The organism is Nocardia sp. NPDC051990 (assembly GCF_040680755.1).
In the GTDB taxonomy this organism is placed as follows: Bacteria; Actinomycetota; Actinomycetes; order Mycobacteriales; family Mycobacteriaceae; genus Nocardia.
The window spans coordinates 478,410-504,699 of the sequence record NZ_JBFAXH010000004.1 but is presented as its reverse complement, the minus strand read 5'-3'; the positions used below and the strand labels follow the sequence as shown (position 1 = coordinate 504,699).

The window sequence follows — 26,290 nt, the reverse complement described above, 5'->3', positions numbered from 1 at the left end:
CTTATTCATGACGAGTGAAGCGCGCGGGAGGGTCGACGGCGGGAATCGGCTACGCGGATTGGGCGGAGATGAGGGAGGCGACCATGGCGGCGAGGGCGAAGCGGGGTTTGACATTGAGGTCGAGGGCCTCGCGGCAGGCAAGGACGGCTTCGATGGAGCGGAGCAGTCCCTCGGGATGGACGCGGTCGGCGAGGTCGTGGATCTGGTCGGACATATCGGGGTGGGTGAGGGTGACGCCGGAACCGTTGCGGGCGGCGCCGAAGCGGACGGCGAGCGCGTCACGGTAAACGCCCGCGACGTCGATGAGGGCGCGGTCGAGGGCATCGCGGCCGGTGCGGGTAGCGCGGGATTTCTGTCTGCGCTCCAAATCCTTGAGCACACCGGCCGAACCTCGGGTCGCGCCCGCGGCGCCTTTGCCAGTACCGCCCGCGCCGAGTGCGGTCGCCAATTCTTCGCGTTCACGTTCGTCGCGGGCCGCGCTCATCTGTTTGGCCTCGTCGTCGGCGGATTTCACCAATTCGTCCGCGGCCACATAGGCGGCACCGGGCCGCGAAACCGCGCCAACCAACGCCAACGCCCGCTGCCGACGAGCACGGGCATCCGCATCGGTGGCCAGCCGTCGAGCCCGCCCGACATGACCGCCACTCACCGATGCCGCCCAGGTTGCGGTCTTCTCATCGAGCTTGTCACGCTCCCGCAGCACCTGCGCGATGGCGGGCACCGAGGGCGTCACCAGATGCACATGCCGACAGCGCGACCGCAGCGTCACGGAGATGTCCTCCGGATCCACCGACGGCGCGCATAGCAGGAATACCGTCCGATCCGGCGGCTCCTCGACCACCTTCAACAGCACGTTGCCCGCCGCCTCGGTCAACCGATCGGCGTCCTCGATCAGCACCACCTGCCATCGACCGGTGCTCGGCCGCCGCGCGGCGATCTGCACGATCTCGCGCATCTCCTTGGTGGAGATACTCAGCCCCTCCGGAATCACCCGCCGCACATCGCCGTGCGTTCCGGCCATCGTGGTCGTGCACGCGTGGCATCGACCGCATCCGGGCGGACCCTCGTCCGTACACTGCAGCGCGGCCGCAAAGCACAGCGCCGCAACCGATCTCCCTGATCCGGGCGGCCCGGTGAACAGCCACGAATGCGTCATCGCACCATTGCCGGTCCCTCCGCGCGCGGCGACCGCGGCCGCCCGCAATTCGGACTCGACCGCATCCTGCCCAACCAGCCGATCGAAGACACCCGCCACGCCGTACACCCTAGCCGCCTCCACCGACAGCCTCGGTCCGGATTTCGCGTCGCGCGGCCATCGGCTGAGCGGGTCCGAGTCAGGCGCGCTGGTAGGTGGTGTTGGCGCCGTCGAGCGCCTCCCGAATGATGTCGGCATGCCCACTGTGATGGGCGATCTCGCGCAGCACGTGCAGCAGCGTGAACCGCACGGTCCACCAAACGCGGTCGGGCGTCCACGGTGTCGTCGGAGTCGGGATGGACGTGCTCAGATCCGACTCGGTGCGAATCAGCTTCGCGGTCGCCTCCGCCACCTCGTCCCAGGTGGCCAGCAGTCCCGCAACCGTATCGTCGGGCGCCATCACATATTCGCCCTCGAATTCGTCCAGTTCCTGCTTCGCCGTCTCATCGCGTTCGACAATGACCTTTGTCCAGTGCCGCTCGCAGTTGACGACATGATGCAACAGTCCACCGAGCGTCAACTCGCTGACCGCGGTGCGCTGTCGTGCCTGCTCCTCATCGATACCCCGCAGCGTGATGCGGAACAGCTCGCGCTGACTGGCAAGTACGAGGATGAGATCTTCACATTCCTGATCGACGGCCATGGTGGTCCCCTTTCCCGGTCGAGCTTCGATACGGGGCGGGGCTACGGCATCGACGAAGCTGTCAAGACTTCTTCGCGGCCGACTTCTTGGCGGTGGTTTTCTTGACGGCGGTCTTCTTCACCGCCGTCGCCTTCTTCGCCGCGGTCGCCTTCTTGGCCGGCGTCTTCTTCGCCGCCGCCTTCTTGGCGGTCTTCTTCACCGGACCACGCGCGCGCCGATCGGCGAGCAGTTCCGAGGCCCGCTCATCGGTGATCGAATCGACCTCGTCGCCCTTGCGCAGGCTGGCATTGGTCTCACCATCGGTGACGTAGGGACCGAAGCGCCCGTCCTTGATCACCATCGGCTTACCGGTGGCCGAATCGTTCCCGAGTTCGCGCAGCGCCGCGGTACTGGCGGTCTGGCGTCCGCGTCGCTTGGGCTCGGCGTAGATCTCGAGCGCCTCATCCAACGTCACGGTGAAGATCTGATCCTCGTTGAGCAGCGAACGGGAATCGGTGCCCTTCTTCAGATACGGGCCGTAGCGCCCGTTCTGCGCGGTGATCTCCTCACCGGAGAGCGGATCGGCACCGACAACGCGCGGCAGCGACAACAACTTCAGCGCATCGTCGAGCGTAACCGTGGCCAGATCCATACCTTTGAACAGCGATCCGGTCCGCGGCTTGGGCGCCGCAGCCTTTTTCGCGGTCTTCTTCGCCGGCCCGTCCTCGGCCGCGGGCTCCGGCAGGATCTCGGTGACGTACGGCCCGAAACGTCCTTCCTTGGCAACGATTTCGTGTCCGGTCGCCGGATCGACACCCAGCGCACGTCCCTCCTGTGGTGTCGAGAAAAGGTTCTCGGCGACCTCAGGGGTCAGCTCATCCGGCGGCAGATCATCGGGCAGATTCGCCCGCTGCGAAATCGAATCCCCTTCCGGGTCATCAGGATTGGCAACCATGCGCTCCAGATACGGTCCGAACCGACCGACCCGGACCACAACGTCGCGACCCGCGCCGTCGACGAACAGCTTGATCGAATTGACCTCGCGGGCATCGATGTCATCGAGCCGGTCGCCGACCATTCGCTTCAGACCGCCGGAGCGCGCGACCGAACCCTCGACACCGTGATCGCCACCGAAATAGAAGCTGGACAACCAATTTCCGCGCTGCTCACGCCCGCCTGCGATGGCATCGAGGTCGTCCTCCATCGCGGCGGTGAAGTCGAAATCGACCAGCCGACCGAAGTACGCCTCCAGCAGACCGACCACCGCGAAGGCGACCCACGACGGCACCAGCGCACTGCCGCGCTTGTACACGTATCCACGGTCGAGAATCGTCTTGATGATCGACGAATACGTCGAAGGCCGACCGATGCCGAGGTCTTCGAGCGTCTTGATCAACGAAGCTTCGGTATACCGCGCGGGCGGATTCGTGCTGTGCCCATCGGGATTCAGCTCCACCGCGGTAACGCGCTCACCCTCGTCGAGTGCGGGCAGCCGGGATTCGGCGTCATCGGACTGACCGCCCGCCTCCTCGTCGACACTCTCCACGTAGGCCTTGAGGAAGCCCGGGAAGGTGATGGTCCGACCGGAGGCCGAGAACACGCACTCTTCGCCGGTACCCGCGACACCGGTGATCCGCAGCGTCAGCGTGGTGCCCCTGGCATCGGCCATCTGCGAGGCGACGGTGCGCTGCCAGATCAGCTCGTAGAGCCGGAACTCGTCATTGTCCAACCGCGCATGCAACTGGCCCGGGGTCGCGAAGGTATCGCCCGCCGGACGGATCGCCTCATGCGCCTCCTGCGCATTCTTCACCTTGCGGGTGTACTGCCGGGGCGTCGGATGCACATACTCCGTGCCGTACAACTGGGTCGCCTGCGATCTGGCCGCGGCGATCGCCGACTCCGACAGTGTGGTCGAGTCGGTACGCATATAGGTGATGTAGCCGTTCTCGTACAGCCGCTGCGCGACCCGCATGGTGCGCTCGGCATTGAACCGCAGTTTGCGGCCCGCCTCCTGCTGCAACGTCGAAGTCATGAACGGCGCGTACGGCTTGCGCGTATACGGCTTGGCCTCCGCGGAGGAAACGACCAGATCGGCGCCCGCGAGCGCTTCGGCGAGGCGCCGGGCATAGGGCTCGTCGAGGACCACCACGCCATTGCCCTTGAGCTGCCCATCCGGTCCGAAGTCCCGACCGGTGGCGACCCTGGTCCCGTCGACGGTGACCAATCGCGCCCCGAAGGTCCGTGGATTGGTGGCGTCGCCGTTGTCCCCGCCGGCATCCAACTTCGCCGCGATATCCCAGTACTCGGCAGAGCGGAATGCCATCCGCTCGCGCTCGCGCTGCACGATCACCCGGGTCGCGACCGACTGCACCCGGCCCGCCGACAATCGCGGCATGACCTTCTTCCACAGCACGGGACTGACCTCGTAGCCATAGAGCCGGTCCAGGATGCGCCGGGTTTCCTGCGCGTCGACCAGATCGTTGTCCAGATCGCGGGTATCGGCCGCGGCGGCCAGAATGGCTGGCTCGGTGATCTCATGGAACACCATGCGCCGCACCGGCACCTTTGGCTTCAACGTCTCCAACAGGTGCCAGGCGATGGCCTCGCCCTCGCGGTCGGGGTCGGTGGCGAGATAGAGCTCATCGGCGTCGGCCAACAAGGCCTTGAGCTCGGAGACCTTGGCCTTCTTATCCGGACTCACCACATAGATGGGCTCGAAGTCGTTATCGACGTCGACGCCAAGGCGCGCCCAGGACTGGCCCTTGTACTTGGCGGGCACGTCCGCCGCACCGCGCGGCAGGTCCCGGATATGACCGACCGACGCCTCGACCGTGTAATTGCGGCCCAGGTAGGGCGCTATCTTGCGGGCCTTGGTCGGGGACTCGACGATCACGAGACGACGCAGGGGACGGCCCTGGTCGGCTGCACCGCGGTCTCGTGTTGCCACCGGCGAATACACCTTTCCTTATCGACCCGCGCGGCGCTTTTTCGCGCTGTGCGCGGCTGGGGCAAGCGGCAGCGACGGGGAGGACGTTGCCACTAGACACGTTTATACCTTGACGCGACGTGTGGCCGAGCGCTTGCGACTCGAACCACAGAGCGTACCTGCGTCGCTGGTGATCAGTATGCAGTGCCTGTCACGACACAGCCGCACCGCAGGTCCGCGTCGGTTTTTGTCTTACCCCAGATATAGCTCGTCCCTCACCTCCGTTACCGGTGGTGAGGGACGAGCGAATTGTTGCGTCGCTCAGCTGAGCGCGCGAACTCCGGTGGCCTGCGGGCCCTTGGTGCCCTGGCCAACCTCGAACTCGACCTTCTGGTTCTCCTCGAGGGTGCGGAAGCCCGACCCTTGGATCTCGGAGTAGTGGACGAAGACGTCAGCGGAGCCGTCCTCGGGCGCGATGAAGCCGAACCCCTTCTCCGCGTTGAACCACTTCACAGTTCCCTGTGCCATTCTGTTCCTTCTCTTTTCTTACCGGAACGGCGGACAAGTAGGTTCGCCCACCGGGTCCGTTCCGACCGCTGTACTGTTGGTTCCCCCTGCAGGAAAGCACCAAGCACACCGACCGCAACATCGATCCTGCTGACGGTTTGGACTTTGGATCCGTCCCTCGAACACAGAAGCTTGCGACCAGGAACTAGTGAACCATGTCTTCGAGCAATTCAACAGTCGAGTTACCGACAATTTGCAAAAAAGTTGATCTTGCGAATGCGCAGGTGAGGGACACAATGCCAGAATCCAGACTTGCGGTTCGTTTGCTTGCGGATAACCGAGTCAGCGTCTGGCAAACAAGCTGTGACCCAGGTCGCTATTTGGTATCGAAATGGCAGGTGGGGCTTCCCAAGCACACACGTTTCACACTTTCTGCGCGTGTCGTGGAGCCCAAGCCGTGAATCCGAACGAACCGGTGACTCGACCACGCGTCGGCAACGGCCGAAGTTACGGGGGATCGTTGCTGAATCGTGTCCTGAATGGGACCGCAGACGACGACCCCCGCCTTACCCATGTCGTCGAGCTCGCCGCGCGGCCCGCGGCCACGACTACCTGGCCCGATTGGGCCGCACCCGATGTCGTTGCCACACTGCGGGCCGCCGGGGTCGAGGCGCCGTGGACGCATCAGACCAGAACCGCGGACCTCGCCGCGAGCGGCCGGCACGTTGTCGTCAGCACCGGTACCGCATCCGGGAAGTCGCTCGGCTACCAACTGCCGGTGCTTACCGCATTGCGCGAAGATCCGCTCGCAACCGCCCTTTATCTGGCGCCCACGAAGGCATTGGGTGCTGATCAGCTGCGGGCAATGGCGGAATTGACGCACGAGGGGCCATTGCGGGATGTCCATCCGGCCACGTACGACGGCGACACACCGGCCGAGGTCAGGCAATGGGTGCGTGCGAATGCCCGCTTCATCCTCACCAATCCGGACATGCTGCACGTCGGCATGCTGCGCTCGCATCAGCGCTGGGCCAGGGTGCTGCGCAGATTGCGGTATGTGGTGGTCGACGAATGCCATGCCTACCGCGGCGTATTCGGCTCGCATGTGGCGCTGGTGCTGCGCAGGTTGCGGCGCATCGCGGCCCACTACGGCGCGGACCCCGTATTCATACTGTGCTCGGCGACCACGGCCGAGCCCGCGGCCGCGGCATCCCGGCTGATCGGCGCGCCCTGCGTCGCGGTCACCGACGATGGATCGCCACAGGGCTCGCGCACCATCGCGCTGTGGGAGCCGCCATTGTTGACCACGCTGACCGGCGAAAACGGTGCGCCGGTTCGGCGATCCGCGACCTCGGAGGCGGCCAGGATCATGGCCGATCTGGTGGTCGAGGGCGCGCGCACGCTCGCATTCGTCAGGTCGCGACGGGCCGCCGAGCTGACCGCGATCGAGGCACGCAGACTGCTCGCCGATATCGATCCGACGCTCAGCGAACGGGTCGCCGCCTATCGCGCGGGTTATCTCGCCGAGGATCGGCGCGAACTGGAGGCGGCGCTGTCGAATGGATCGCTGCTGGGTGCCGCCACGACGAATGCGCTGGAGCTCGGGGTCGATATCGTGGGGCTGGATGCGGTCGTGATCTCGGGTTTTCCGGGCACGGTCGCCTCGTTCTGGCAGCAGGCCGGGCGCGCGGGTCGACGCACACAGGGATCGCTGGTGCTGCTGGTAGCCAGGGACGATCCGCTGGACACCTACCTGGTCCACCACCCGGAGGCGCTGCTGGACAAGCCGATCGAGGCCACCATCACCGATCCACACAATCCCCATGTATTGGGCCCGCAATTGTTGTGCGCAGCGCTGGAACTGCCACTCACCGACGCTGAGGTCGATGCGCTCGGCGCGCGTGAGGTGCTGACCGATCTCGCAGGTCAGGGGTTGGTTCGCCGCCGGGACCGCGCGGTGCGGGACGGCAGCGCGCGCTGGTTCGCCACGGCTGAGGCGCAGCCGCACGATGCCGTCGATGTGCGTGGTGGCATCGGCACACCCATCGCCATCGTGGATGGCGAGACCGGCAGATTGCTCGGCACCGCCGATGCCGGGCGCGCCAGGGCGACGCTGCACGAAGGGGCAGTTCACCTGCATCAAGGCGATAGCTACCTGGTCGATGAGCTGGATCTCGAGGGCGGCGTCGCCTTCGTGCGTGGTACCGATCCTGGCTGGACCACCAGTGCCAGACAGATCACCTCCATCGCCGTTGACGCGGTGGCCGAACAGCGTCGCCACGGCCGGGTGACGACCGCATTGGCGCAGGTCAACGTCACCAGCCAGGTGATCGGTTATCTGCGCACGCTGCGTACGGGCGAAGTGTTGGACCTGGTCGAGCTGAATATGCCGGAGCAGACGCTGCCGACCCGTGCGGTGCTGTACACGGTGACGCCCGAACTGCTCGCCGCGGCAGGTCTGGATACGCCGCGGGTACCGGGTGCGCTGCACGCCGCCGAACATGCGGCGATCGGCCTATTACCGCTGATCGCGACATGTGACCGGTGGGATATCGGCGGCGTTTCGACCGCCGAGCATCCCGATACCGGACTGCCGACGGTGTTTGTCTATGACGGGCAGCCGGGTGGTGCCGGGTTCGCCGAACGTGGGTTCGCACAACTGCATCGCTGGTTGTCGGCGACGCTCGCGGTGATCGAGACATGCACCTGCGCGGTTGGGTGCCCGTCCTGCGTGCAATCACCCAAGTGCGGCAATGGCAACCATCCGCTGGACAAGGCGGGTGCGGCCCGCCTGCTCGCCGCGGTTCTCGGCGAATTGGCCGCCGATACGGGCGACTGAACGGCCTGGTGAAGACACCGCGCTCGCTTCGTGACAGCGCCGACCTCTGGACGTGATCACTCGTGCATGTGGCCAGGTGATCACCAGAGGTTGAAGGCGCAAGTCGGCGTGCCGCACCCGGCGGCGCCGGTCGTATCGAACCACCGAATAAAAAGGATTGGATTCATGTTAACTGAGCTATTGCCACGAGCATCGGCACCCGACATGCGGATTCATTCGATTGTGTTCTGCGGTTTCTCAGCAAAAGAGCCATCAGTGCATTTATTCGACCATCGCAATTACCGAATTCCGGTGCCATGAAGTACCACTGGCGAGTGCACAGACGTACCGGTCACACTCCAACTTCTACGGGTCCGGCACGAGCAACTGCGCGAACGGTCTGCTTTCCTAACAGACCCATTGGTACATTCCCTTCAACAGTGACCGTCGCATCCCACTGCACGACTTCACACTGCTGAATCCACACTCTCATCCGACGCGCGATCTCCTCCGCTTCCGCACATCCGACATCGGCCCCCCGCGCCAGCTCCCCCGCCGCTGCCAATGCCGCCAAATCCGCCGCAGCCTGCGCCCGATGCCGCGCCACAATGACGACGCCCAGCTGAGCGATCAACATTGTCGCGCCGATCAGCGCCGCCAGCGCCAGACAGGCGAACACGGTCGCGATACCCTCGTCCCGCCGCTCACCGACCGCATCCGCTCCGAGGGCCTGCTCCGCCCCATGGGGACCGTGCTCACCGTCGGGCGCGAGTGCACCGCACCTTTGGCCAACTCGGTTGCGCGCCCGAACTCGCCACGTGACGCGACGCCACCACCCGCCTCCGGAGATACACACGCCACGCCCGCAGCCGATTCGACCGTCCCGAACCCACCCAACCGTGACACCGCGCCGACATCCACCAGCCAGCGCAACGGCACTGCGCCCATCCGCAACTCGGCCGCCGCCGGATGACAATGCTCGGCACCCGCGATCCACCTGGTCACGCCGTGCGGCGAGACCATGATCACGCGCGCCATGCCAGGCAAACACGCTGCACCTGTAGCCAACTCGGCTGCCGCGGAACCCGAGAGCTCTGAACACACGGTCAGACCGACCGTCCCGAACCCGCCGCACGACACCACGCTCATGCACGCCACCCCAGGCAAACACGCTGCACCTGTAGCCAACTCGGCTGCCACAGAACCCGAGAGCTCGACACACACGGTCAGACCGACCGCACACAGCACGCCGCGCAACACCACGCCCTTGCGCCCCGCGTGGTGTGAACGCGCTGCACCAATGGCAGCGTCGGCTGGTCGTGGTGGCGCAGCGGCGACATGTCCGCAGGGCGACGATGCCATATTCCTGCGGAAATGTACTGCGCCCATTGCGGACTCGGCGACCTGGAAAGCCAGACGTTTGGCATCGGCTTTCGAGTCGGTTGTCCAGGGCTTGCCACACTGCGACGTCAGGACCTTGCGCGCCCGGTGTAAACGCGCCAGACCCGCAGCCGCGTCGGCTGGCCGTAGTGGCGCAGCGGCGACGTGCCGTTCGCCCGTCGACGGTATCGGCTCGTCGGTCGTCGCCGAGTCGACAGCGCGGGCCGTTCGGCGAAGCTGCTTCTACTGTTCTGTCACTGTGCTTCCTTACTGCCGCGCTTCGGTGGCGCGACATGTCGTTGTCCTTCACTTGTGCTGTGCCCGATAGCACGTCGAGGTCCGTTGGTCGGCCGTTGTGGGTCACGGCTCGGCTCCTGGCTCGCGGGTGGCGACGGCCTCGGCGTGCAGGACCAGCAATGGCAACAGGGGTGACCGGGCGGAGACCACCGCGACCACCCGCTCACCCTCACTGCGCAGCGAGATGTCGGCGGTCGGCGGAGCTACCCGCCGCGCCGCCGACACCGCATTTGCTTGATCACCGCGGGCAGCCAGTCGGGCCGCTTCGCGAGCGGCGTCGACACAGCGCACCTGCGTCGACGCCGCGAGCAAGGCACCGACGCACAGCACCACCGCAACCACGATGGCCGCGAGCGCGATCGCCGCCTCAACCGTCACCGCACCCCGATCGTCACCGAGATGCGTTGTACCGCAATAGTTTAGTCGACAATCACCCGCCGCTACACCGCGGTGTTCAATGCCTTGTCGATGATCTTCGTCAGCGCGTTCACAATGCTGTCCCCGGTCACCACCCCATAAAGCACGGCCCCGAACGCCGCAGCCGCGATAGTCCCGATCGCATACTCCGCCGTACTCATCCCGTCGTCCGCGACAAGCACGCGCAGCACCCGAGCCCGCACCTCCACGCCAATGGTCCCCAGCCGACTCGCCACCCGATCCCGCAACATCCCCATTCGCACCGTTTTCCCCTCTCATTCCCGCCCGCGCGGCCACTCCGCGCCGACTCGCTCTTCGCCACCACACACGCCCTGGCACGGCGCCACCCCGCGCAACGTCACGGAGCCCAACACTCGGTAGCTCAGCAATGCCGCAATCGATAGCGCACCGCGCCGCAGTGTCCGCACCGGCAGCTCTGTCCGAGCGGGCAGCGCCCTGCTCGGTCGCTCGCGGCTGGACCGTTCCCGGCTCGGCCGTACGCAAATCTGTCGCTCGTAATGCGGCACTTCCCTGTCGTGCGGTTCTCACAGCAGTCCACCTCCGAGAACGCGGCCGGCGAGGCCGATTACTACCGGGACAATGCCGAGGCAGACGAAGGCTGGGAGGAAGCAGAGGCCTAGCGGGCCGCCTATCAGGACTCCGGCGCGTTCGGCGCGGGCGGCGGCCGCGTCTTCGACTCCGCTGCGGTGCTGTTCGGCCAGTTCGCCGATGGCGGTGGCGAGTGAGGCGCCGGAGCGGGCGGAGCGCTTGGCCATGCGTGCGAGTGAATCGACCTCCTCGGCGCCCGGTTGGCCTGCGCCGTCGCGGGCAACCTGGTCCCAGGCAGTTGCCGCGTCCGCACCCAGCGCCAGCAGGTCGGCTGCCTTACGCAATGCCGCCCCGAGGGCTGGCGGCGCGCTGGATGCCACCGCGCGGGCCGCGGATGCCATCGGCAACCCGGCTCGTAGGCAGGCGGCCAGCAGGTCGAATACTGAGGCTACAGTCAGCGGATCGCTGTTGGTGCCGCGCGACGAAGCCGGGGCAACGGGCTGCGGGCCCACCTCTCGTAGCGTCCGCAATCGCCGACTCATCGCAACTCGTCCAGGCAATACGACCAATGCCATCGCGAGCAAAAGTACTGGCCAACTAGCAATTTCAGCCATTCCCAAACCCCTCCACTCGGGTATCGAACCGGCAGATTTGTTTCATACGAAGACCTTTCGCGTGATCGCGTCGGTCCACAGCAAACCGATGCACGCCAAGGCCGCGCCGAGTGGCAGCAATACGGTTCCGAGGCCGGGGCTCAGCAGTACGTGTAGCGGAGCGGCACCCATCAGTTGGCCGAGGCCGATACCCAAGAGCGGGAGACCCGCCAGGACCGCCGCAGTGGCGCGAGCGCCGGCCAGCGCCGCAGTGGTGCGGGTGCGAAAACGGATGCGCCCCAATAGGTCCGCGCGAGCGGCTGAGAGCAGTTCCGCGAGGGCGAGGCCGTAATGCTCGGCAACCTGCCAGGCGTCCGCGATCCTTGCGAGTTCGGCATCGACGATGGAATCGGGATCACGCAGCCCATCCGCACCGGAGCCGCCGAGTCTGCTGCGTGCCGCACTGACCGCGAAGGCACGTGCGGCCTCCCCTCGGGCCTCCTGCGCGGCAACCTCCGCCGCCGCACTCGGGTGCGCACCCACCCGTAGCTCCCCGATCACGGCCTCGAGCGCGTCCAACACATAGGCGCACTCCACACTGCGCCGCCGATCCCGGCCTGCCCGCCGCGCCCGGATGCCGATCGTTCCGCCAACCAACACGGCCGCAACCAAAGGACCGACACCAACAGCCAACGCCCCAACGGCGGCGATACCGAAGACAACGCGAAACAAACTGCCCCGCCCGAACTTTCGAATATCATCGGACGCGGTGAACAGCCTGGCGAATCGCCGCCGCGAACTCGGTGGGGGTGCCAGCAAAACCCCGACGGCCAGACATACCAACCCCGCGATCATCGGTGACGCCTTCCGCCAACCAGGCGCCACGATAGCGAAATCCGACCAGCAATTCCTGATGGCGCCGATGCCGCGATCATCGGTCGAGTCGTTCGGTGAGGAGGCGGGTGAGGGTGGGGGCGGCGGGGGTGGGAGTGTGGTCGGCGTGCCAGGCGGCGGTTATGGTGACGCGGCCTTGGGGGTCACGGTCTACGATGCCGATTTCGCGGAGGCCGCGGGAGCCGTCGGCTCGGCGGTGGACGTGCAGCACCACCTGGACGGCTGCGGCGAGTTGGCTGTGAAGAGCGGCTCGGTCCATACCACCCAGTGCGGCAAGGGCTTCCAGCCGGGCGGGGACCTCGCGCGGGGAGTTCGCGTGGACGGTGCCCGCGCCGCCGTCGTGGCCGGTGTTCAGGGCGGTCAGGAGGTCGACTACCTCGGCGCCGCGGACTTCGCCGACGACGATTCGGTCGGGGCGCATCCGCAGGGCCTGCCGGACGAGGTCGCGGACGGTTACCGCGCCGACGCCCTCGACGTTCGCGGTGCGCGCTACCAGGCGCACGACGTGGGGATGTGGTGGTGCCAGTTCAGCGGCGTCTTCGACGCAGATGATGCGTTCGTCGGCGGCGACCTCGGCTAGTAGGCCGGACAGCAGCGTTGTCTTGCCCGCGCCGGTTCCACCGACCACCAGGAAGGCGAGTCGGGCCCGAATGATTTGCTCCAGTATGAGTTTCGCGTCGGCGGGTACCGCGCCCGTCGCGGCGAGCACATCCAGTCCCTGTGTCGCCGGACGTAGCACGCGTAGCGACAGACAGGTACCGCCGTGTGCTACCGGCGCCAAGACGGCGTGCAGCCGGACTCCGAACGAATCCCCCAGTGCCGCTTCCCTTCCGGACAACCTGCCGTCGACCCAGGGCTGCGCGTCGTCGAGCCGCCGCCCGGCCGACAGCGCCAACCGCTGCGCCAGCCGACGCACCGCCGCCTCATCAGGGAAGGCGACCGAGGTTCGCTCCAGCCCACGACCCCGGTCGATCCACACCGCATCCGGTGCGGTCACCAGCACGTCGGCGACCCGCGGATCCTGCAACAGCGGCTCCAACAGCCCAGCCCCGGTCATCTCGGTCTGCAACAGTCGCAATGCCCGCAGCAGATCGATATCACCGAGCACGCCACCGGCCTCCGCCCGGATTGCCGCCGCCACCTGCGCCGGATCCGGATCCCCCGAAGCACCGGACAACCGCTCGCGCACCCGATCCAACAACTCCGACGTCACCAACGCACTCATCGCAGCCCCTGTCCGGTCGGGACGCTGAGTACGCCGAGTACGGCGTCTGCGGCGTCGCGGAGCGGACCGCGGCGGAGCACGAGGCCGCCGCGTTCGAGGCGGGTGGCGAGGCCGGGTTGGGCGCGGACGGCGGCCAGGAGAGGGAGGTCGAGGACCTCGGCGACCTCGAGGCCGCGGAGTCCGCCGGGGGCGGGGCCGCGGACTATCAAGCCCTGGTTGGGATTTCGCTTGCCGATATAGGCGGCGACCGATTCGGCGGCGGCGACCGCGCGAAGGCGAGCTGGAACGACCAGAACGACGAGGTCGGCCGCATCGAGTATTTGATCGGCGTGTGCTCCGCGTTCGCCCGAGATGTCGCAGATCACCAAATCGCCTGCGGTACGGCCCGATTCGATGACGGCGCGGACAGCAGCGGGGCCGATTTCGACGGGCAAGCGGCCGGCACCGCCGCGGCCGCTGGACAGTACCGCCAGTCCCGGCGCGGCTGCCGGCAATGCGCTGTGCAGTGCGGCGGCGGACACCCGACCGTCCTCGATGACCAGATCCGGCCAGCGCAGTCCGGCCTCGGTTTCGATGCCGAGCAGCAGGTCGAGACCGCCGCCGAGGGGTGCGCCGTCGACCAGCACCGTGTCGCGCCGGAACCGCTCGGCGGCGGATCGCAGTCCGGTCGCCGCGGCCAACGTGGAGGCGCCCGCACCGCCGCTGGCACCCGCGATCGCGACGACAACACCGTCGCCCACGCGATATTCGCCGTGCTCGGCAAACTTCTCGATAAGTCCGACCGCGGCACCGGGCAGCGCGATGACGCGCTCGGCGCCGACGACTGCGGCAGCCTGCCAATCGGTCAATCCGGGTTCTCCCTCGGTCACCAGCACGATGCCGATCCGCCGGAGATAGCCGGCTCGCGCACAGCTCTCGGCCGCCACTGTGTCCAGAATCACCAGCGGCGCCGCCGCCCAGGCGTGCCGACCAACGGGGAGCACGCGCTCGTCGAGCTCGCGCTCCGCGGCCGCCGCGACGCGGCGCACCTCATCACACAGCCGAGTGTCGTGGATGAGCACGAGGGCGGGCGGCGGTGTCGGGGCCACTTCCAGGTTCATGCAGGTCAGCGTGCTCGAAGACGAGACCGAGCAGAAGATGCAATATGCCGAATGTGGATAACTCGGGGGGTGTGGATAAATCCGGAGAGCCGAAACCGGGCGAACCTGCCCCGGGATAGAGGACGACCCCAGCCGGGGGGGGAGGAGGCTGGGGCCGTCGGGGTTCAGCCCCGGGGGGTCGGGCTGAACACGCCTGGACTATGTCCAGGTGCCATGAATACTACACCCAAGCCAGGGCCACAACGCAAGTCTGTCGCGGGAGGACTTTATGGCCACGACCGGCCCGGCGTCTCCGGGGCAAACCCGCCGAGCGAACCAGACGCCCGACCAGTCCGACACCGTCGCCGCGGCATGCATATTCTGAACGGGTGACGGCCGATGGCGACCAGACAGAGCTCGAGGACCAGACGGCACGGGACGTGACGGCAACGAAGCGACCGAGCGCCGAGGGCGCGCGGGTGGCCGCCTTCTTCGATCTCGACAAAACAGTGATCGCGAAATCGAGCACCTACGTGTTCAGTAAGCCCTTCTACGCGCAGGGTCTACTGAACCGGCGCGCGGTGCTGGAGAGCAGTTATGCCCACTTCCTGTTCATGCTCTCCGGTGCCGACCACGATCAGATGGAGCGCATGCGCGCGAATCTGACGAATATGGTCGCAGGCTGGGATGTCGAGCAGGTGAAATCCATTGTGGCCGAAACGCTGCACGACGTCGTCGACCCGCTGATCTACGCCGAGGCCGCGGATCTCATTGCCGACCACAAGATCCGGGGACACGATGTGGTGATCGTCTCGGCCTCGGGTGAGGAGATCGTCGGCCCGATCGCCGAGGTGCTCGGCGCCTCGCATACCGCGGCGACCCGGATGGTGGTCGAGGACGGCTGCTACACCGGCGAGGTCGAATTCTATTGCTACGGAGCGGGTAAGGTGACTGCGATCGAAAAGCTCGCCGCCGCAGAGGGTTACGACCTCTCGCGGTGTTTTGCCTACTCCGATTCCGTGACCGATCTGCCGATGCTGAGCGCGGTGGGGCATCCAACCGCGGTCAACCCGGATCGCAATCTGCGGCGCGAAGCGGTGGCCAAGGGATGGCCGATTCTCACATTCTCCAACCCGGTCTCGCTGTGGGCGCGCTTTCAGAGTCCGTCGTCGACCACCCTTGCCGCGACGGCGGCGGTCGGGCTGAGCGCCGTGGTGGCCGGGGCGATCAGTTATCGGCTGCTGCGCCGTCGGCGCTGAGATAGCGGCCCCGACTCGGACTGCGCAGTGGGCTGTTCACTGGCGGCGGATGGCTTGCCTACCGGGTTTGCTGACATAACTCAGCGGCCGTCGCGACCAGGGATTTAACCACGAAACGCCGGTAGACACGCCGATTATTGAATGTTTTCCCAAGCCTTGATGCGAGGGCAGTCGCAGGTGTAGAAAGGTAATTACGGAAGGACGGAAGGCCTGAGCGGAGCCGGAAGAGAAGGTTCAGCTCCCCGACCTATCCTTCCCAGCACGGGCACCAGGTACCCACGCGGAGCGCGCCGCGACAAGGGCAGAAGCGTTGTGGGCCTGCGAGATCCGGGTCTTCGTCGGCGAGGGCCTCGCACAAGTTGCGGGGATGAACCTTCGGAGTTCGGATTATCGCCGAGGCCGCAGAACACAACCCACCCAGCACGCTTGGTAACCCGGTCTCCGTGCTAGCGGGCGGTGCGGTCGTCAAGGACAACGCCGCCCGCTTTGATGTGTATCGACACCTATCCGGATGCCGCATCGGCGATTGATGTCGCCTCCCGCGCACCGTCTTCGAAGGCGCCGCAGCACAGGACTACCCAGCCCCCCACCGCATCCGGAGCACCGGAGCCAAATCCGGCCGCCGCATCCAGATACTGCTGACGCCGCCGCAACCAGAACACCTCCGGCACACCGAGGCTGTGCGGATCCAGCCCACTGGACGCCGCCACCAGTCGCGAGGCCGCTCGCGCCACAATGCCGTCGGCCGTGCCGAACGGCCGCAATGTCAACAACTCACCGTGTACGACCGCCGCGATGACCGGTGCGGGCGCCTTGGAGCCGAGCACCGTCTGCGCCAGCAGGTCGAGCCGTTCGGCCACACCGTCGTCAGCGCGCGGCCGCCCGAGCAACGCCTCGTCGGTCACCAGATCGGCCGCGGCCAACAGATGCAGCCGGGCCAGCGCCTGCAACGGTGCGCGCTGCCAGGTGCCGACCAGATTCCGCAGCGCGTCACCGTCGAGCGCCTGCCCGACCCGCAGGGAGCCGGCCAGGATCGGATCCGCGACCCGGCCGTCGGCGGGCAGTTCGGTGCTGCCGCCCTCGATCGCGGCGGATGAGCGCGCGGCACGCACCGCCGCCTCGGCGGCCGTCGTTGGCCAGCCCCGCCGGTTCGCCTTGTGCCGATGCACCGCGGCGAGCGCATCACGCGCCTTATCGGCGGCTTCGCGCACACCGGGCAGATCGACGAGGGGCTGTAGCGGATCGGTCACTGTACTGATTTTGCCGCGCCCGCACCGCGACCGATCCACGACCCCTGGTCAGCCCGCCAGCAGGTCCCGTCCCGGAATAGCGTCGAGCAGGCGACGGGTGTACTCCTGCCCGGGGTTCTGGAAGACCTCGTCAGTGGTGGCCGCTTCGACGATCTTGCCGCTCTGCATGACCAGAACGTCGTCGGCGATTTGCCGGACGACGGCCAGGTCATGGGTGATGAACAGATAGGACAGCCCCAGCTCGGCTTGTAAATCGTTGAGCAGCTTGAGGATCTGCGCTTGGACGAGAACGTCGAGTGCGGACACTGCCTCGTCGCACACCACGACCTCCGGGGACAGCGCGAGCGCACGGGCCACCGCGACGCGCTGGCGCTGGCCACCGGAGAGTTCATTGGGGTAGCGGCGCATTACCGAGGACGGCAGCGATACCTTGTCCAGCAGGTCGCGCACCGTCGCCTCACGTTCCTTGGCGGTGCCGATCTTGTGCGTGCGCAGCGGCTCCTCGATGGTGCGGTAGATCGAGTACATCGGATCCAGCGAACCGTAAGGATCCTGGAAGATCGGCTGCACTCGACGGCGAAAAGCGAACGCGCCCTGGCGATCCAGCTTCGCCACTTCGTGTCCGTCGAAGGTCACCGACCCCGATGTCGGTTCGAGCAGCCCCAGAACCATCTGCGCCACGGTGGATTTGCCCGAACCGGACTCGCCGACAATGGCCGTGGTCGTGCCGCGCTTCAGACGGAACGACACATCGTCGACCGCGACGAAATCCGTCGACTGCCACGGCGTACTGCCCCGAATCTTGAACGCCTTGGTCAGATTCTGTGCGACCACCACGTCATCGGAGACGGCGGCGATTTCGGCATCGGCCGCCGCGACCTCCTCGGCGACCTGTACCGCCTGCTTGCGCACCTCGATGCGGTCCCGAACCGAGGACAGCCGCTGCGAGGCGAGTGAGGGCGCCGAATTCACCAGCTTCTTGGTGTACAGATGTTGCGGTTCGCGCAGAATCTGCAGTGCCGGACCGGATTCCACCACCTGGCCTCGATACATCACCACCAGGTGTTCGGCGCGTTCCGCGGCCAGGCCGAGGTCGTGGGTGATGAGCAGGACCGCGGTGCCAAGTTCGCTGGTGAGTCCGTCGAGGTGGTCGAGGATCTGCCGCTGCACCGTCACGTCGAGAGCCGAGGTCGGCTCGTCGGCGATCAGCAGTTTGGGTCGGCAGGCCAATCCGATGGCGATGAGCGCGCGCTGGCGCATGCCGCCGGAGAATTCGTGCGGATACTGGTTGACGCGGCGCGCCGCATCGGACATGCCGGCTTCCTCGAGCAGTTCGATGGCGCGCTGCTTGGCCGCCTTGCCCTTGGCAATGCCATTGGCCTCCAGAGTCTCTCGGATCTGGAACCCGATCTTCCACACCGGATTCAGATTCGACATCGGATCCTGCGGTACCAATCCGATACCGCTGCCGCGGACCGCGACGACCTCCTTCTTCGACGCCTTCGCCAAATCCTTGCCGTCGAATCTGATCGAGCCGGAAGTCACCTTTCCGGTGCCGGGGAGCAGATCGATAATGCTGTGCGCGGTCGTGGATTTCCCGGATCCGGATTCGCCGACGATGGCGACGGTCTGGCCCGGATAGACCGTCAGACTGACGTCACGTATCGCCGGAATCTTTTTGCCCTCGGAGGAGAAGCAGACATTGAGATCCTCGATCTCGAGCAACGGTTTATCGGACATCGCCGCGGTCACCTCTTCCTCGCCTTCGGATCGAGCGCGTCCCGCAGCGCGTCCCCGAGCAGGATGAAGCTCAGCACGGTGAGTGCCAGAGCGGTTGCGGGATAGAACAAAATCGGCGATCCGCCGCGCAGTTCGTGCTGGTTGGTACTGATATCCGAGCCCCAGGACACGATTGTGCGCGGCAGGCCGACGCCGAGGTAGGACAGCGTCGCCTCGGTGACGATGAACCCGCCGAGCCAGATCGTGGTGACCACGATCAGCGGTCCGGCCGCATTCGGCAGCACGTGGCGCAGCAGCGTGCGTATTCGGGATACCCCCAATGCCTTTGCCGCCGTGACATATTCGCTGTTCTTCGCCTCGATCACCGCACTGCGCGCGATACGTGCCGCCTGTGGCCAGGTGAATCCGGCCAGGATCAGGATGACGGTCCAGATCGTGCGTGAATCGAGCAGCTGCATGATGACGATCGCGGCCAGCATCAGCGGAATCGCATAGAAGATCTCCGCGATGCGCGATACCACCGAGTCGAGCAGCCCGCCGTAAAAGCCAGCGAGGGCGCCGAGCGTGCCGCCGATGAGCAGGAATACCGTGGTGGCACCCAATCCGGCCATTACGGAAGCCCGTGCGCCGTAAACGGTTCGGGTATAGACATCACAGCCCTGTTTATCGAAACCGAAGGGGTGGCCTGGCCCGCGCGGATCCATGCTGAAATCGCCATTGCAGTACCGTGGATCCTGATCGGAGAACAGGCCGGGCCACAACACCACGATGGCCATGAACACGATCAGCACCGCAGCCACGATGAAGATCGGATTGCGGCGCAACTGCCGCCACGCGTCCTGCCAGATGCTGGTCGGCGAACCGGTATCGACGACCTGATCGGTGGCGAGCACATCGACTTCATCGGGGGGTGCGACGAAATGCTGCTGCCTGTCCGGAGTTTTGTTCGCGAGCTCAGGCATAGCGGATCCTCGGGTCGAGCGCGGCATAGAGCAGATCGATGATCAGATTCGAGATCAGGAAGATCACGATGAGCACCGTCACGAACGAGACCACCGTCGGCGGCTCACCGCGGGTAATCGCCTGGTACAGGGTCCCACCCACGCCTGGAATGTTGAAGATGCCCTCGGTGACGACCGCGCCGGCGATCAGGTTACCGAGATCGGTGCCGAGAAAGGTGATCACCGGAATCATCGAATTCCGCAGAATATGCACGGTGACCACCCGCGGGCGACTGAGCCCCTTCGCGGTCGCAGTGCGCACATAATCGGCGGACATGTTCTCCGCCACCGAATTTCGGGTCAGCCGCAGCACATAGGCGAACGACAGCGCCCCCAGTACGAAGGCGGGCACGAGCAGTTCACCGACGCTCGCCTTACCGGTAACGGTCACCGGCGCGATACCCCACTTCACACCCAGGACGAACTGGGCGAGGAAGCCGATCACGAAGATCGGCACCGCGATGATGATCAGGCTGACCACCAGCAGCGTCGAGTCGAACAGTTTGCCTTTGCGCAGTCCCGCGATCAGGCCGAAGACGACGCCGAAGACGCCCTCGATGAGCACCGCCATCAACGCCAACTTGATCGTGATCGGGAAGGCGCGAGCGAGTTCGTCGCGCACCGGGCGGCCGGAGAAGGCCGTCCCGAAGTCGAGTGTGAAAATGCCCTTCAGATATAGCAGATACTGCACGATGAACGGGCGATCCAGGTGATAACGCGCACGCAGCTGCGCCTCGACGGCAGGCGTCATCGGCTTGTCACCGGCCAGCGCGTGGATCGGATCGCCTGGAAGTAAGAAAACCAGTGCATAGATGAGCAGCGTCGCCCCGAGAAAGACGGGGATCATTTGGAGCAGGCGCCGCACGACATACCAGGCCATTTCGTCTCCTGGGTGAGCGGAGCGGTCGTGCCGTCAGTAGAGCGGCACGACCGCTCCGAGCGGCTACTTCTCGATATTTTCGAAGTTGAACAGACCATTCCAGGCCAGTTCGGCCTTCTTCACCTTGTCCGAACGTCCCGCCGCGGCAAGGTAATCGATCACCGGGATATCGGCCATATCCTTGATCAGCAACGCCTGCGCCTGCGCCACGATCTTGTACGACTCCTCCAGCGTCGGCGCGGCCAGCGCGGCATCGAGCAGGTGGTCGAATTCGGGGCTCTTGTAGTCGACGTTATTGGTCTCGGAGTAGCTGTAGTACTGCGAGGTCAGGAACTGCAGCATGGTCGGATAGTCACCCTGCCAGCCGTAGCGGAACGCCTTGCCGATCGTCTTCTGGTTCACCAGATCTCGGATGTTCTTGAATGTCGGATATGGCGTACCGACCGCATCGATACCGAGGGTGTTCTTGACGCTGTTGGCCACGGCTTCGATCCACGCCTGGTGGCCGCCATCGGAGTTGTAGGCGATTTCGTAACGGCCCGACCACGGCGAAATGGCATCGGCCTGCGCCCAAAGCTTCTTGGCCTCGTCGGGGTTGTAGTTCAATACCTCCGAACCGGGCAGGTTGCCGTTGAATCCGGGCAGGGTGCTCGAGGTGAAGTCGCGCGCCGGAATCTTAGTGCCGTTGAAGATGGTGTCACAGATCTGCTGGCGGTTGATCGCCATCGAGATGGCCCGGCGCCGCAGCAGCCCTTCCTCGCCGCCGAAATGCGGGACATTGGCCTGGACGCCGATGTGCTGATTCTGCGCGGACGGATCCAGGATCGCGCGATCGCCGAGGTCCTTCTTGTAAGAAGTCAGCGCGCTGTCCGGAATCGTGTCGAGGGTATCGAGATTGCCTGCCTGCAGATCCGAATAGGCGGTATCGAACGACTGGTACATGACAAACCGCAGACCCTTGTTCTTGGGCGGGCGTCCGCCCTTGTAGTCCGGGTTGGGCACCAGGTCGATCTTGACGTTGTGCTCCCAGGTCTGGAACTTGTACGGGCCGTTGCCGATCGGGTTCTCACCGAAGGCCTTCATATCCTTGAACGCCGCCTCGGGCAGCGGATAGAACGGTGCGTAGCCGAGTTCGGTCTCGAAGTCGATGGACGGCGACTTCAGCGCGACGGTGAAGGTTCGGTCGTCGACGACCTTCAGCCCCGACATCGTTTGCGCCGTTGGCTTTTCCGCCGACACCTCGTCGAACCCGACGATCGGGGTGAACGCGTAGCTCTGCAACTGACCGTTGGTGCCGAGGGCGCCGTAGTTCCAGGCGTCGACGAACGACTTCGCGGTCACCGTGGTGCCGTCGGTGAACTTCCAGTCCGGCTTGATGGTGATCGTGTAGTTCTTGCGGTCGCTCGTCTTGATGGACTCGGCCATCTCGTCGTGCGCAACACCCTTGCCGTCGTAGTACTTCAGACCCGCGAACAGTCGGTCGACGACGCGGCCGCCCATATTCTCGTTGGTATTGGTTGGCACCAACGGATTCTGCGGCTCACCGCCGTTCGTGGTGACGATGTCGGCGTCGGCACTATCGCTCGACGAACATGCGGATAGTCCCAGGCTTGTGGCCAGCAGGACTGCCGCGGTCAACGCTGTAGCTCTGTTGAATCTCAACGCGTTCTCCCGATTTCGAGACAGGCGAAGGGGATCCGCGACGACGCATCGGCATCTGCCCAGCGCGCCTCGACTCGATCCGCCTTGGAATGCCTGGGACGTTAGCGATTCGAGGCAGTCTTGTCACCGGATTGACAGAGGTTCGTTCCACTTGTTACCAATCCGGCAATATCACCGAAACACGCTAAACATTCGGGAGAAAACAGGAATCCGCCGGAAGTATGCCTTCGTTGGGCTTCCGGTATCTGGAGCTGGTCGACCTATGACGATAGCTACCGAAGACCCGCTTTGTCAGCGGATCGCGCTCGATACCTGCCGCGGTGGCGGGATGAAAACCCGTTGGGCACACCGGGCGCGGCCGATCCTTACGAGCGACCCGCAAGCAGTCGCTAACGGCGATCGCAGTTGGTTACTGTCGAAATCGACTGCGACTGCCAGCACCACGGGGCTCTACGTGAGGAAGAAGCGAGATGACCGAAACCACCGACCACCGGGACTCGTATCCGCCGAGCGCGGAGTTCGTCGCGGCGGCGAATGCCGACGCGTCGTTGTACCAGCGGGCCGCAGCGGATCGCGATACGTTCTGGGCCGAACAGGCCAATCGACTGCACTGGGAGCAGCCGTGGACGCAGGTGCTCGACTGGAGTGACGCCCCCGTCGCGAAGTGGTTCGTCGACGGCAAACTCAATGTCGCCTACAACTGTGTGGACCGCCATGTGCTCGACGGGCACGGCGATCAGGTCGCCATCCATTGGGAGGGCGAACCGGGCGACTCCCGCGACATCACCTACGCCGAACTCCTCGCCGAAGTTTCCCGCGCCGCAAACTATCTGACCGAACTCGGGCTCGAAGCGGGCGATCGGGTCGCCATCTATATGCCGATGGTTCCCGAGGCGATCGTATCGATGCTGGCCTGCGCCCGACTCGGACTCACGCATTCGGTGGTATTCGCGGGCTTCTCCCCCACCGCGCTGCGCCAGCGCGTCGACGACGCGAGCGCCCGGTTGATCATCACCACCGACGGTCAGTGGCGACGCGGTAAGGCCGCCCCGCTCAAGGCGGCCGTCGACGAGGCGCTCTCCGCCCATGGCGATGTGCCGTCCGGCCCGAGCCTTCAGGGCCAGCAGGAGACAACTCGCGCAACCATAGCGGGCCCTCGCTCGGGCGAAAATCGACACAGTGTCGAACATGTACTCGTGGTGCGCCGCACCGATATCGAGGTGCCGTGGACCGAGGGCCGCGACCTGTGGTGGCACGAGACCATCGCGCAGGCCTCCCCCGAACACCGGGCGCAGGCCTTCGACGCCGAACATCCGCTGTTCATCCTCTACACCTCCGGCACCACCGGTAAGCCGAAAGGCATCCTGCACACGAGCGGCGGCTATCTCACCCAGGCGTCCTACACCCACCACAATGTCTTCGACCACAAGGCCGGACAGGACATCTACTGGTGCACCGCCGATATCGGCTGGGTCACCGGGCACAGCTACATCGTCTACGGACCGCTGTCGAACCGGACCACCCAGGTCGTCTACGAGGGCACGCCGAACTTCCCGGATGAGCACCGGCACTGGAATATCGTCGAAAAGTACGGCGTCACAATCTATTACACGGCGCCGACGCTGGTGCGCACATTCATGAAGTGGGGCAGGCAGATTCCGGCCGCCCACGATCTGTCCAGCATCCGGGTGCTCGGCAGCGTCGGCGAACCGATCAATCCGGAGGCCTGGCGCTGGTACCGCGAGGTGATCGGGGCGAACTCCGCGCCCATCGTGGACACCTGGTGGCAGACCGAGACGGGGTCGATCATGATCTCCCCGCTGCCGGCCGTCACGGCCACCAAGCCGGGCGCCGCGATGACCCCGCTGCCCGGTATTTCGGCGAAGGTCGTCGATGAGGAGGGCAAGGCGGTCGAGCTCGGGGAGACCGAGGCCAATGGCTATCTGGTGCTCGATCAGCCGTGGCCGTCGATGCTGCGCGGCATCTGGGGCGATATGGACCGCTACCGGGCTACCTACTGGGAGCGCTACGCCGAACAGGGCTGGTACTTCGCCGGTGACGGCGCCAAGCTCGATGCCGACGGCGATCTGTGGGTGCTCGGCCGGGTCGACGATGTGATGAATGTGTCGGGGCATCGCATCTCCACCGCCGAGGTCGAATCCGCACTGGTCGGTCACTCCGGGGTGGCCGAGGCCGCCGTGGTCGGCGCCAGCGATGCGACAACCGGCCAGGGCATCGTCGCATTCGTGATCCTGACCGCCGAGGCCAAGGACACCGGCGACGCGCTGATCGACGAACTGAAGGCGGAGGTGTCACGGGAGATCAGCCCGATCGCCCGGCCGCGCGAGATCCATGTGGTGCCCGAGCTGCCCAAGACCCGTAGCGGCAAGATCATGCGGCGACTGCTGCGCGATGTCGCGGAGGGCCGCGACCTTGGCGACACCTCGACCCTGGTCGATCCGAATGTTTTCGAGGCGATTCGGGCCAGTCGCGCCTGAGTCGGCACATAGTACGGCCGGTGACGGAATTCGTCCCGGCCGTACCCGTTAGAATTGCGTAAGGTGTGCCGGGAAGCCTGGTCGGCGCGCGGTCGTGTACCTGAAAGCCGGATCGGTGGGATTGCGCGTTCGCGGTCGGAGTCCACCATGGCGGAAGGTTTCTCGTGATCACCCAAGCGCGTTCAGAGCTGACACGCTATCTACGCACCGAAACCGTTGGTGGCGCATTACTTCTGATCGCGGCCGCCGCCGCGTTGCTGTGGGTGAACTCGCCGTGGGGTCAGAGCTACCTCACCGTCACCGAGTACGTCCTGCCGATCAAGGCACTGCATCTGGATCTCACCGTCGCGGAATGGACCAAGGACGGTCTGCTCGCGATCTTCTTCTTCGTCGCCGGACTGGAGCTCAAACGTGAGCTGGTGGTCGGCGAGCTCGCCGACCCCAAGCGAGCCGCACTGCCGATCATCGCCGCGGTCGGCGGCGTCATCACCCCGGCGCTGATCGCCTTCACCGTCGGATTCGGCGTCGACGGGATGGATCGGGGCTGGGCGATTCCGGTGGCAACCGATATCGCGTTCGCGCTGGCCGTGCTGGCCATGACCGGCTCCCGGATCCCGGCGAGCGCACGGGTCTTCCTGCTGAGCCTCGCGGTGGTCGACGATCTGCTCGCCATCATCCTGATCGCGGTACTGTTCACCGCGACGCTGTCGATATTGTGGCTGCTGGCCGCGGCGGCCTGTTTCGCGGTGTGGGCGCTGGCCCAGCACAAGCGGATCTCCACACCACTGCTTTATCTGCCACTCGCGCTGGCCTCCTGGTACGCGCTGCACGAGGCGGGTATCCACCCGACCATGGCCGGTGTCGCGCTCGGCTTGCTCACCAGGGTGCGCAAGGACCCGGGCGAGACCGAAGCCCCGGCAACGCGGCTCGAGCATGTGATCCAGCCGATCTCGGCCGGGCTCTGCGTGCCGCTGTTCGCGTTGTTCGCCTCTGGAGTTCCGTTGGACGGCAAGGTTTTCCAGCACCTGTTCAGCGACCGGCTGGCGCTGGCCATAATTCTCGGATTACTGCTGGGCAAGACCACCGGAATCTTCGGAATCAGCTGGGTGGCAATCCGATTGGGCATCGCGAAGCGTCCGGCCAGCCTGGGCTACCGAGACATGTTCGCCCTCTCGGTGCTCGGCGCGATCGGCTTCACCGTTAGCCTTCTGGTGGCAGAACTCGCGCTGACGGACGTCGGTGACGGCTCCGCCGTCGAATTGGCGAAGGCCGCGGTGTTGGTGACGTCAATGGCGGCGTCACTCGCGGGTTCGGCGCTACTGTTGCGGCGTGGCCGTGTCCACCAGGCGCGGCGGGACGCATGTGCGATAGAACGAGAGATTGAGGCGGAAGCAGTGCCGGGACAGGGAGAAGGGTCGACCAAGTGAGTTTCGCCCAAGACAGAAATGGGACGCAGCGTGGTAACGGGGATGAGTCGCGTAGCGACCGCACCCTCACC

General features: G+C 65.6%; 21 protein-coding genes. 5 read left to right on the top strand and 16 right to left on the bottom strand.

The window, feature by feature from the left end; translation table 11 throughout:
- Positions 1-49: 49 nt before the first annotated feature.
- The 4 genes from AB0L63_RS11485 to AB0L63_RS11470 all read right to left on the bottom strand — a co-directional run bounded on the left by AB0L63_RS11485 (position 50) and on the right by AB0L63_RS11470 (position 5,271).
- Positions 50-1,255 carry a DNA polymerase III subunit delta' gene (locus AB0L63_RS11485; protein ID WP_364498027.1) on the bottom strand — a complete coding sequence of 402 codons (1,206 nt, stop codon included), beginning with the start codon at positions 1,253-1,255 and terminating at the stop codon, positions 50-52.
- Between the two features lie 79 nt (positions 1,256-1,334).
- Complete coding sequence (locus AB0L63_RS11480; protein WP_364498024.1) at positions 1,335-1,838, bottom strand: DUF664 domain-containing protein; 504 nt, start codon at positions 1,836-1,838, stop codon at positions 1,335-1,337.
- A 61-nt stretch (positions 1,839-1,899) separates the two neighbouring features.
- Positions 1,900-4,710: a type I DNA topoisomerase gene (topA, locus tag AB0L63_RS11475; RefSeq protein ID WP_364498257.1), complete on the bottom strand. Its 2,811-nt coding sequence runs from the start codon at positions 4,708-4,710 to the stop codon at positions 1,900-1,902.
- Between the two features lie 354 nt (positions 4,711-5,064).
- Positions 5,065-5,271, bottom strand: a complete 207-nt coding sequence (locus AB0L63_RS11470; protein ID WP_011206895.1) for a cold-shock protein — start codon at positions 5,269-5,271, stop codon at positions 5,065-5,067.
- Between the two features lie 499 nt (positions 5,272-5,770).
- Between AB0L63_RS11470 and AB0L63_RS11465 the strand changes: the two genes are divergently transcribed.
- The gene (locus tag AB0L63_RS11465; RefSeq protein WP_364498021.1) at positions 5,771-8,089 is read left to right on the top strand and encodes a DEAD/DEAH box helicase; all 2,319 of its coding nucleotides are present in this window, start codon (positions 5,771-5,773) and stop codon (positions 8,087-8,089) included.
- A gap of 331 nt (positions 8,090-8,420) precedes the next feature.
- Here AB0L63_RS11465 and AB0L63_RS11460 read toward each other — a convergent pair whose 3' ends face one another.
- On the bottom strand, positions 8,421-8,705 hold the full coding sequence (locus AB0L63_RS11460) for an Rv3654c family TadE-like protein (protein ID WP_364498253.1): 285 nt from the start codon (positions 8,703-8,705) through the stop codon (positions 8,421-8,423).
- Here AB0L63_RS11460 and AB0L63_RS11455 point away from each other — a divergent pair.
- Entirely contained in the window at positions 8,664-9,041 is a 378-nt protein-coding gene (locus AB0L63_RS11455; RefSeq protein WP_364498266.1) for a hypothetical protein, read from the top strand. The genes AB0L63_RS11460 and AB0L63_RS11455 overlap by 42 nt on opposite strands.
- A gap of 767 nt (positions 9,042-9,808) precedes the next feature.
- On the opposite strand, the gene AB0L63_RS11450 is transcribed toward AB0L63_RS11455, so the two are convergent.
- From AB0L63_RS11450 to ssd, 6 genes are all read right to left on the bottom strand, one after another.
- Complete coding sequence (locus AB0L63_RS11450) at positions 9,809-10,123, bottom strand: TadE family type IV pilus minor pilin (RefSeq protein ID WP_364498018.1); 315 nt, start codon at positions 10,121-10,123, stop codon at positions 9,809-9,811.
- Between the two features lie 62 nt (positions 10,124-10,185).
- Positions 10,186-10,413, bottom strand: coding sequence for a DUF4244 domain-containing protein (locus AB0L63_RS11445; protein ID WP_364498251.1), 228 nt, complete (start codon positions 10,411-10,413; stop codon positions 10,186-10,188).
- Between the two features lie 294 nt (positions 10,414-10,707).
- A complete protein-coding gene (locus AB0L63_RS11440) occupies positions 10,708-11,325 on the bottom strand; it encodes a type II secretion system F family protein (RefSeq protein ID WP_364498015.1) in 618 nt (205 codons plus the stop codon).
- A 42-nt stretch (positions 11,326-11,367) separates the two neighbouring features.
- Positions 11,368-12,159, bottom strand: a complete 792-nt coding sequence (locus AB0L63_RS11435) for a type II secretion system F family protein (RefSeq protein ID WP_364498012.1) — start codon at positions 12,157-12,159, stop codon at positions 11,368-11,370.
- A 76-nt stretch (positions 12,160-12,235) separates the two neighbouring features.
- Positions 12,236-13,423, bottom strand: coding sequence for a TadA family conjugal transfer-associated ATPase (locus AB0L63_RS11430; protein WP_364498009.1), 1,188 nt, complete (start codon positions 13,421-13,423; stop codon positions 12,236-12,238).
- The gene (ssd, locus tag AB0L63_RS11425; RefSeq protein WP_364498006.1) at positions 13,420-14,523 is read right to left on the bottom strand and encodes a septum site-determining protein Ssd; all 1,104 of its coding nucleotides are present in this window, start codon (positions 14,521-14,523) and stop codon (positions 13,420-13,422) included. The genes AB0L63_RS11430 and ssd overlap by 4 nt, the downstream gene beginning before the upstream one ends.
- Positions 14,524-14,942: 419 nt before the next feature.
- Between ssd and AB0L63_RS11420 the strand changes: the two genes are divergently transcribed.
- Positions 14,943-15,761 carry an HAD-IB family hydrolase gene (locus AB0L63_RS11420; protein WP_364498003.1) on the top strand — a complete coding sequence of 273 codons (819 nt, stop codon included), beginning with the start codon at positions 14,943-14,945 and terminating at the stop codon, positions 15,759-15,761.
- 503 nt (positions 15,762-16,264) lie between these two features.
- On the opposite strand, the gene AB0L63_RS11415 is transcribed toward AB0L63_RS11420, so the two are convergent.
- The 5 genes from AB0L63_RS11415 to AB0L63_RS11395 all read right to left on the bottom strand — a co-directional run bounded on the left by AB0L63_RS11415 (position 16,265) and on the right by AB0L63_RS11395 (position 22,270).
- Positions 16,265-17,011 carry an oxidoreductase gene (locus AB0L63_RS11415; RefSeq protein ID WP_364498001.1) on the bottom strand — a complete coding sequence of 249 codons (747 nt, stop codon included), beginning with the start codon at positions 17,009-17,011 and terminating at the stop codon, positions 16,265-16,267.
- Between the two features lie 48 nt (positions 17,012-17,059).
- A complete protein-coding gene (locus AB0L63_RS11410) occupies positions 17,060-18,751 on the bottom strand; it encodes an ABC transporter ATP-binding protein (protein ID WP_364497998.1) in 1,692 nt (563 codons plus the stop codon).
- An 8-nt stretch (positions 18,752-18,759) separates the two neighbouring features.
- Positions 18,760-19,713: an ABC transporter permease gene (locus tag AB0L63_RS11405; protein WP_364497995.1), complete on the bottom strand. Its 954-nt coding sequence runs from the start codon at positions 19,711-19,713 to the stop codon at positions 18,760-18,762.
- Positions 19,706-20,632, bottom strand: a complete 927-nt coding sequence (locus AB0L63_RS11400) for an ABC transporter permease (protein WP_364497991.1) — start codon at positions 20,630-20,632, stop codon at positions 19,706-19,708. The genes AB0L63_RS11405 and AB0L63_RS11400 overlap by 8 nt, the downstream gene beginning before the upstream one ends.
- Before the next feature lie 63 nt (positions 20,633-20,695).
- The gene (locus AB0L63_RS11395) at positions 20,696-22,270 is read right to left on the bottom strand and encodes an ABC transporter substrate-binding protein (protein ID WP_364497988.1); all 1,575 of its coding nucleotides are present in this window, start codon (positions 22,268-22,270) and stop codon (positions 20,696-20,698) included.
- Between the two features lie 494 nt (positions 22,271-22,764).
- Between AB0L63_RS11395 and AB0L63_RS11390 the strand changes: the two genes are divergently transcribed.
- The gene (locus tag AB0L63_RS11390) at positions 22,765-24,792 is read left to right on the top strand and encodes an acetate--CoA ligase (RefSeq protein ID WP_364497985.1); all 2,028 of its coding nucleotides are present in this window, start codon (positions 22,765-22,767) and stop codon (positions 24,790-24,792) included.
- A gap of 167 nt (positions 24,793-24,959) precedes the next feature.
- Positions 24,960-26,219, top strand: a complete 1,260-nt coding sequence (gene nhaA, locus AB0L63_RS11385) for a Na+/H+ antiporter NhaA (RefSeq protein WP_364498248.1) — start codon at positions 24,960-24,962, stop codon at positions 26,217-26,219.
- The last annotated feature ends 71 nt before the right edge of the window (positions 26,220-26,290 follow it).

Excerpts from the sequence above, each read along its gene's own strand:
- AB0L63_RS11480 (WP_364498024.1), bottom strand. The coding sequence starts at position 1,838 with ATGGCCGTCGATCAGGAATGTGAAGATCTCATCCTCGTACTTGCCAGT.
- AB0L63_RS11470 (WP_011206895.1), bottom strand. The coding sequence starts at position 5,271 with ATGGCACAGGGAACTGTGAAGTGGTTCAACGCGGAGAAGGGGTTCGGC.
- AB0L63_RS11455 (WP_364498266.1), top strand. The coding sequence starts at position 8,664 with ATGCCGCGCCACAATGACGACGCCCAGCTGAGCGATCAACATTGTCGC.
- AB0L63_RS11460 (WP_364498253.1), bottom strand. The coding sequence starts at position 8,705 with ATGTTGATCGCTCAGCTGGGCGTCGTCATTGTGGCGCGGCATCGGGCG.
- AB0L63_RS11445 (WP_364498251.1), bottom strand. The coding sequence starts at position 10,413 with ATGTTGCGGGATCGGGTGGCGAGTCGGCTGGGGACCATTGGCGTGGAG.
- AB0L63_RS11440 (WP_364498015.1), bottom strand. The coding sequence starts at position 11,325 with ATGGCTGAAATTGCTAGTTGGCCAGTACTTTTGCTCGCGATGGCATTG.
- AB0L63_RS11435 (WP_364498012.1), bottom strand. The coding sequence starts at position 12,159 with ATGATCGCGGGGTTGGTATGTCTGGCCGTCGGGGTTTTGCTGGCACCC.
- AB0L63_RS11430 (WP_364498009.1), bottom strand. The coding sequence starts at position 13,423 with ATGAGTGCGTTGGTGACGTCGGAGTTGTTGGATCGGGTGCGCGAGCGG.
- ssd (WP_364498006.1), bottom strand. The coding sequence starts at position 14,523 with ATGAACCTGGAAGTGGCCCCGACACCGCCGCCCGCCCTCGTGCTCATC.
- AB0L63_RS11410 (WP_364497998.1), bottom strand. The coding sequence starts at position 18,751 with ATGTCCGATAAACCGTTGCTCGAGATCGAGGATCTCAATGTCTGCTTC.
- AB0L63_RS11405 (WP_364497995.1), bottom strand. The coding sequence starts at position 19,713 with ATGCCTGAGCTCGCGAACAAAACTCCGGACAGGCAGCAGCATTTCGTC.
- AB0L63_RS11400 (WP_364497991.1), bottom strand. The coding sequence starts at position 20,632 with ATGGCCTGGTATGTCGTGCGGCGCCTGCTCCAAATGATCCCCGTCTTT.
- AB0L63_RS11390 (WP_364497985.1), top strand. The coding sequence starts at position 22,765 with ATGACCGAAACCACCGACCACCGGGACTCGTATCCGCCGAGCGCGGAG.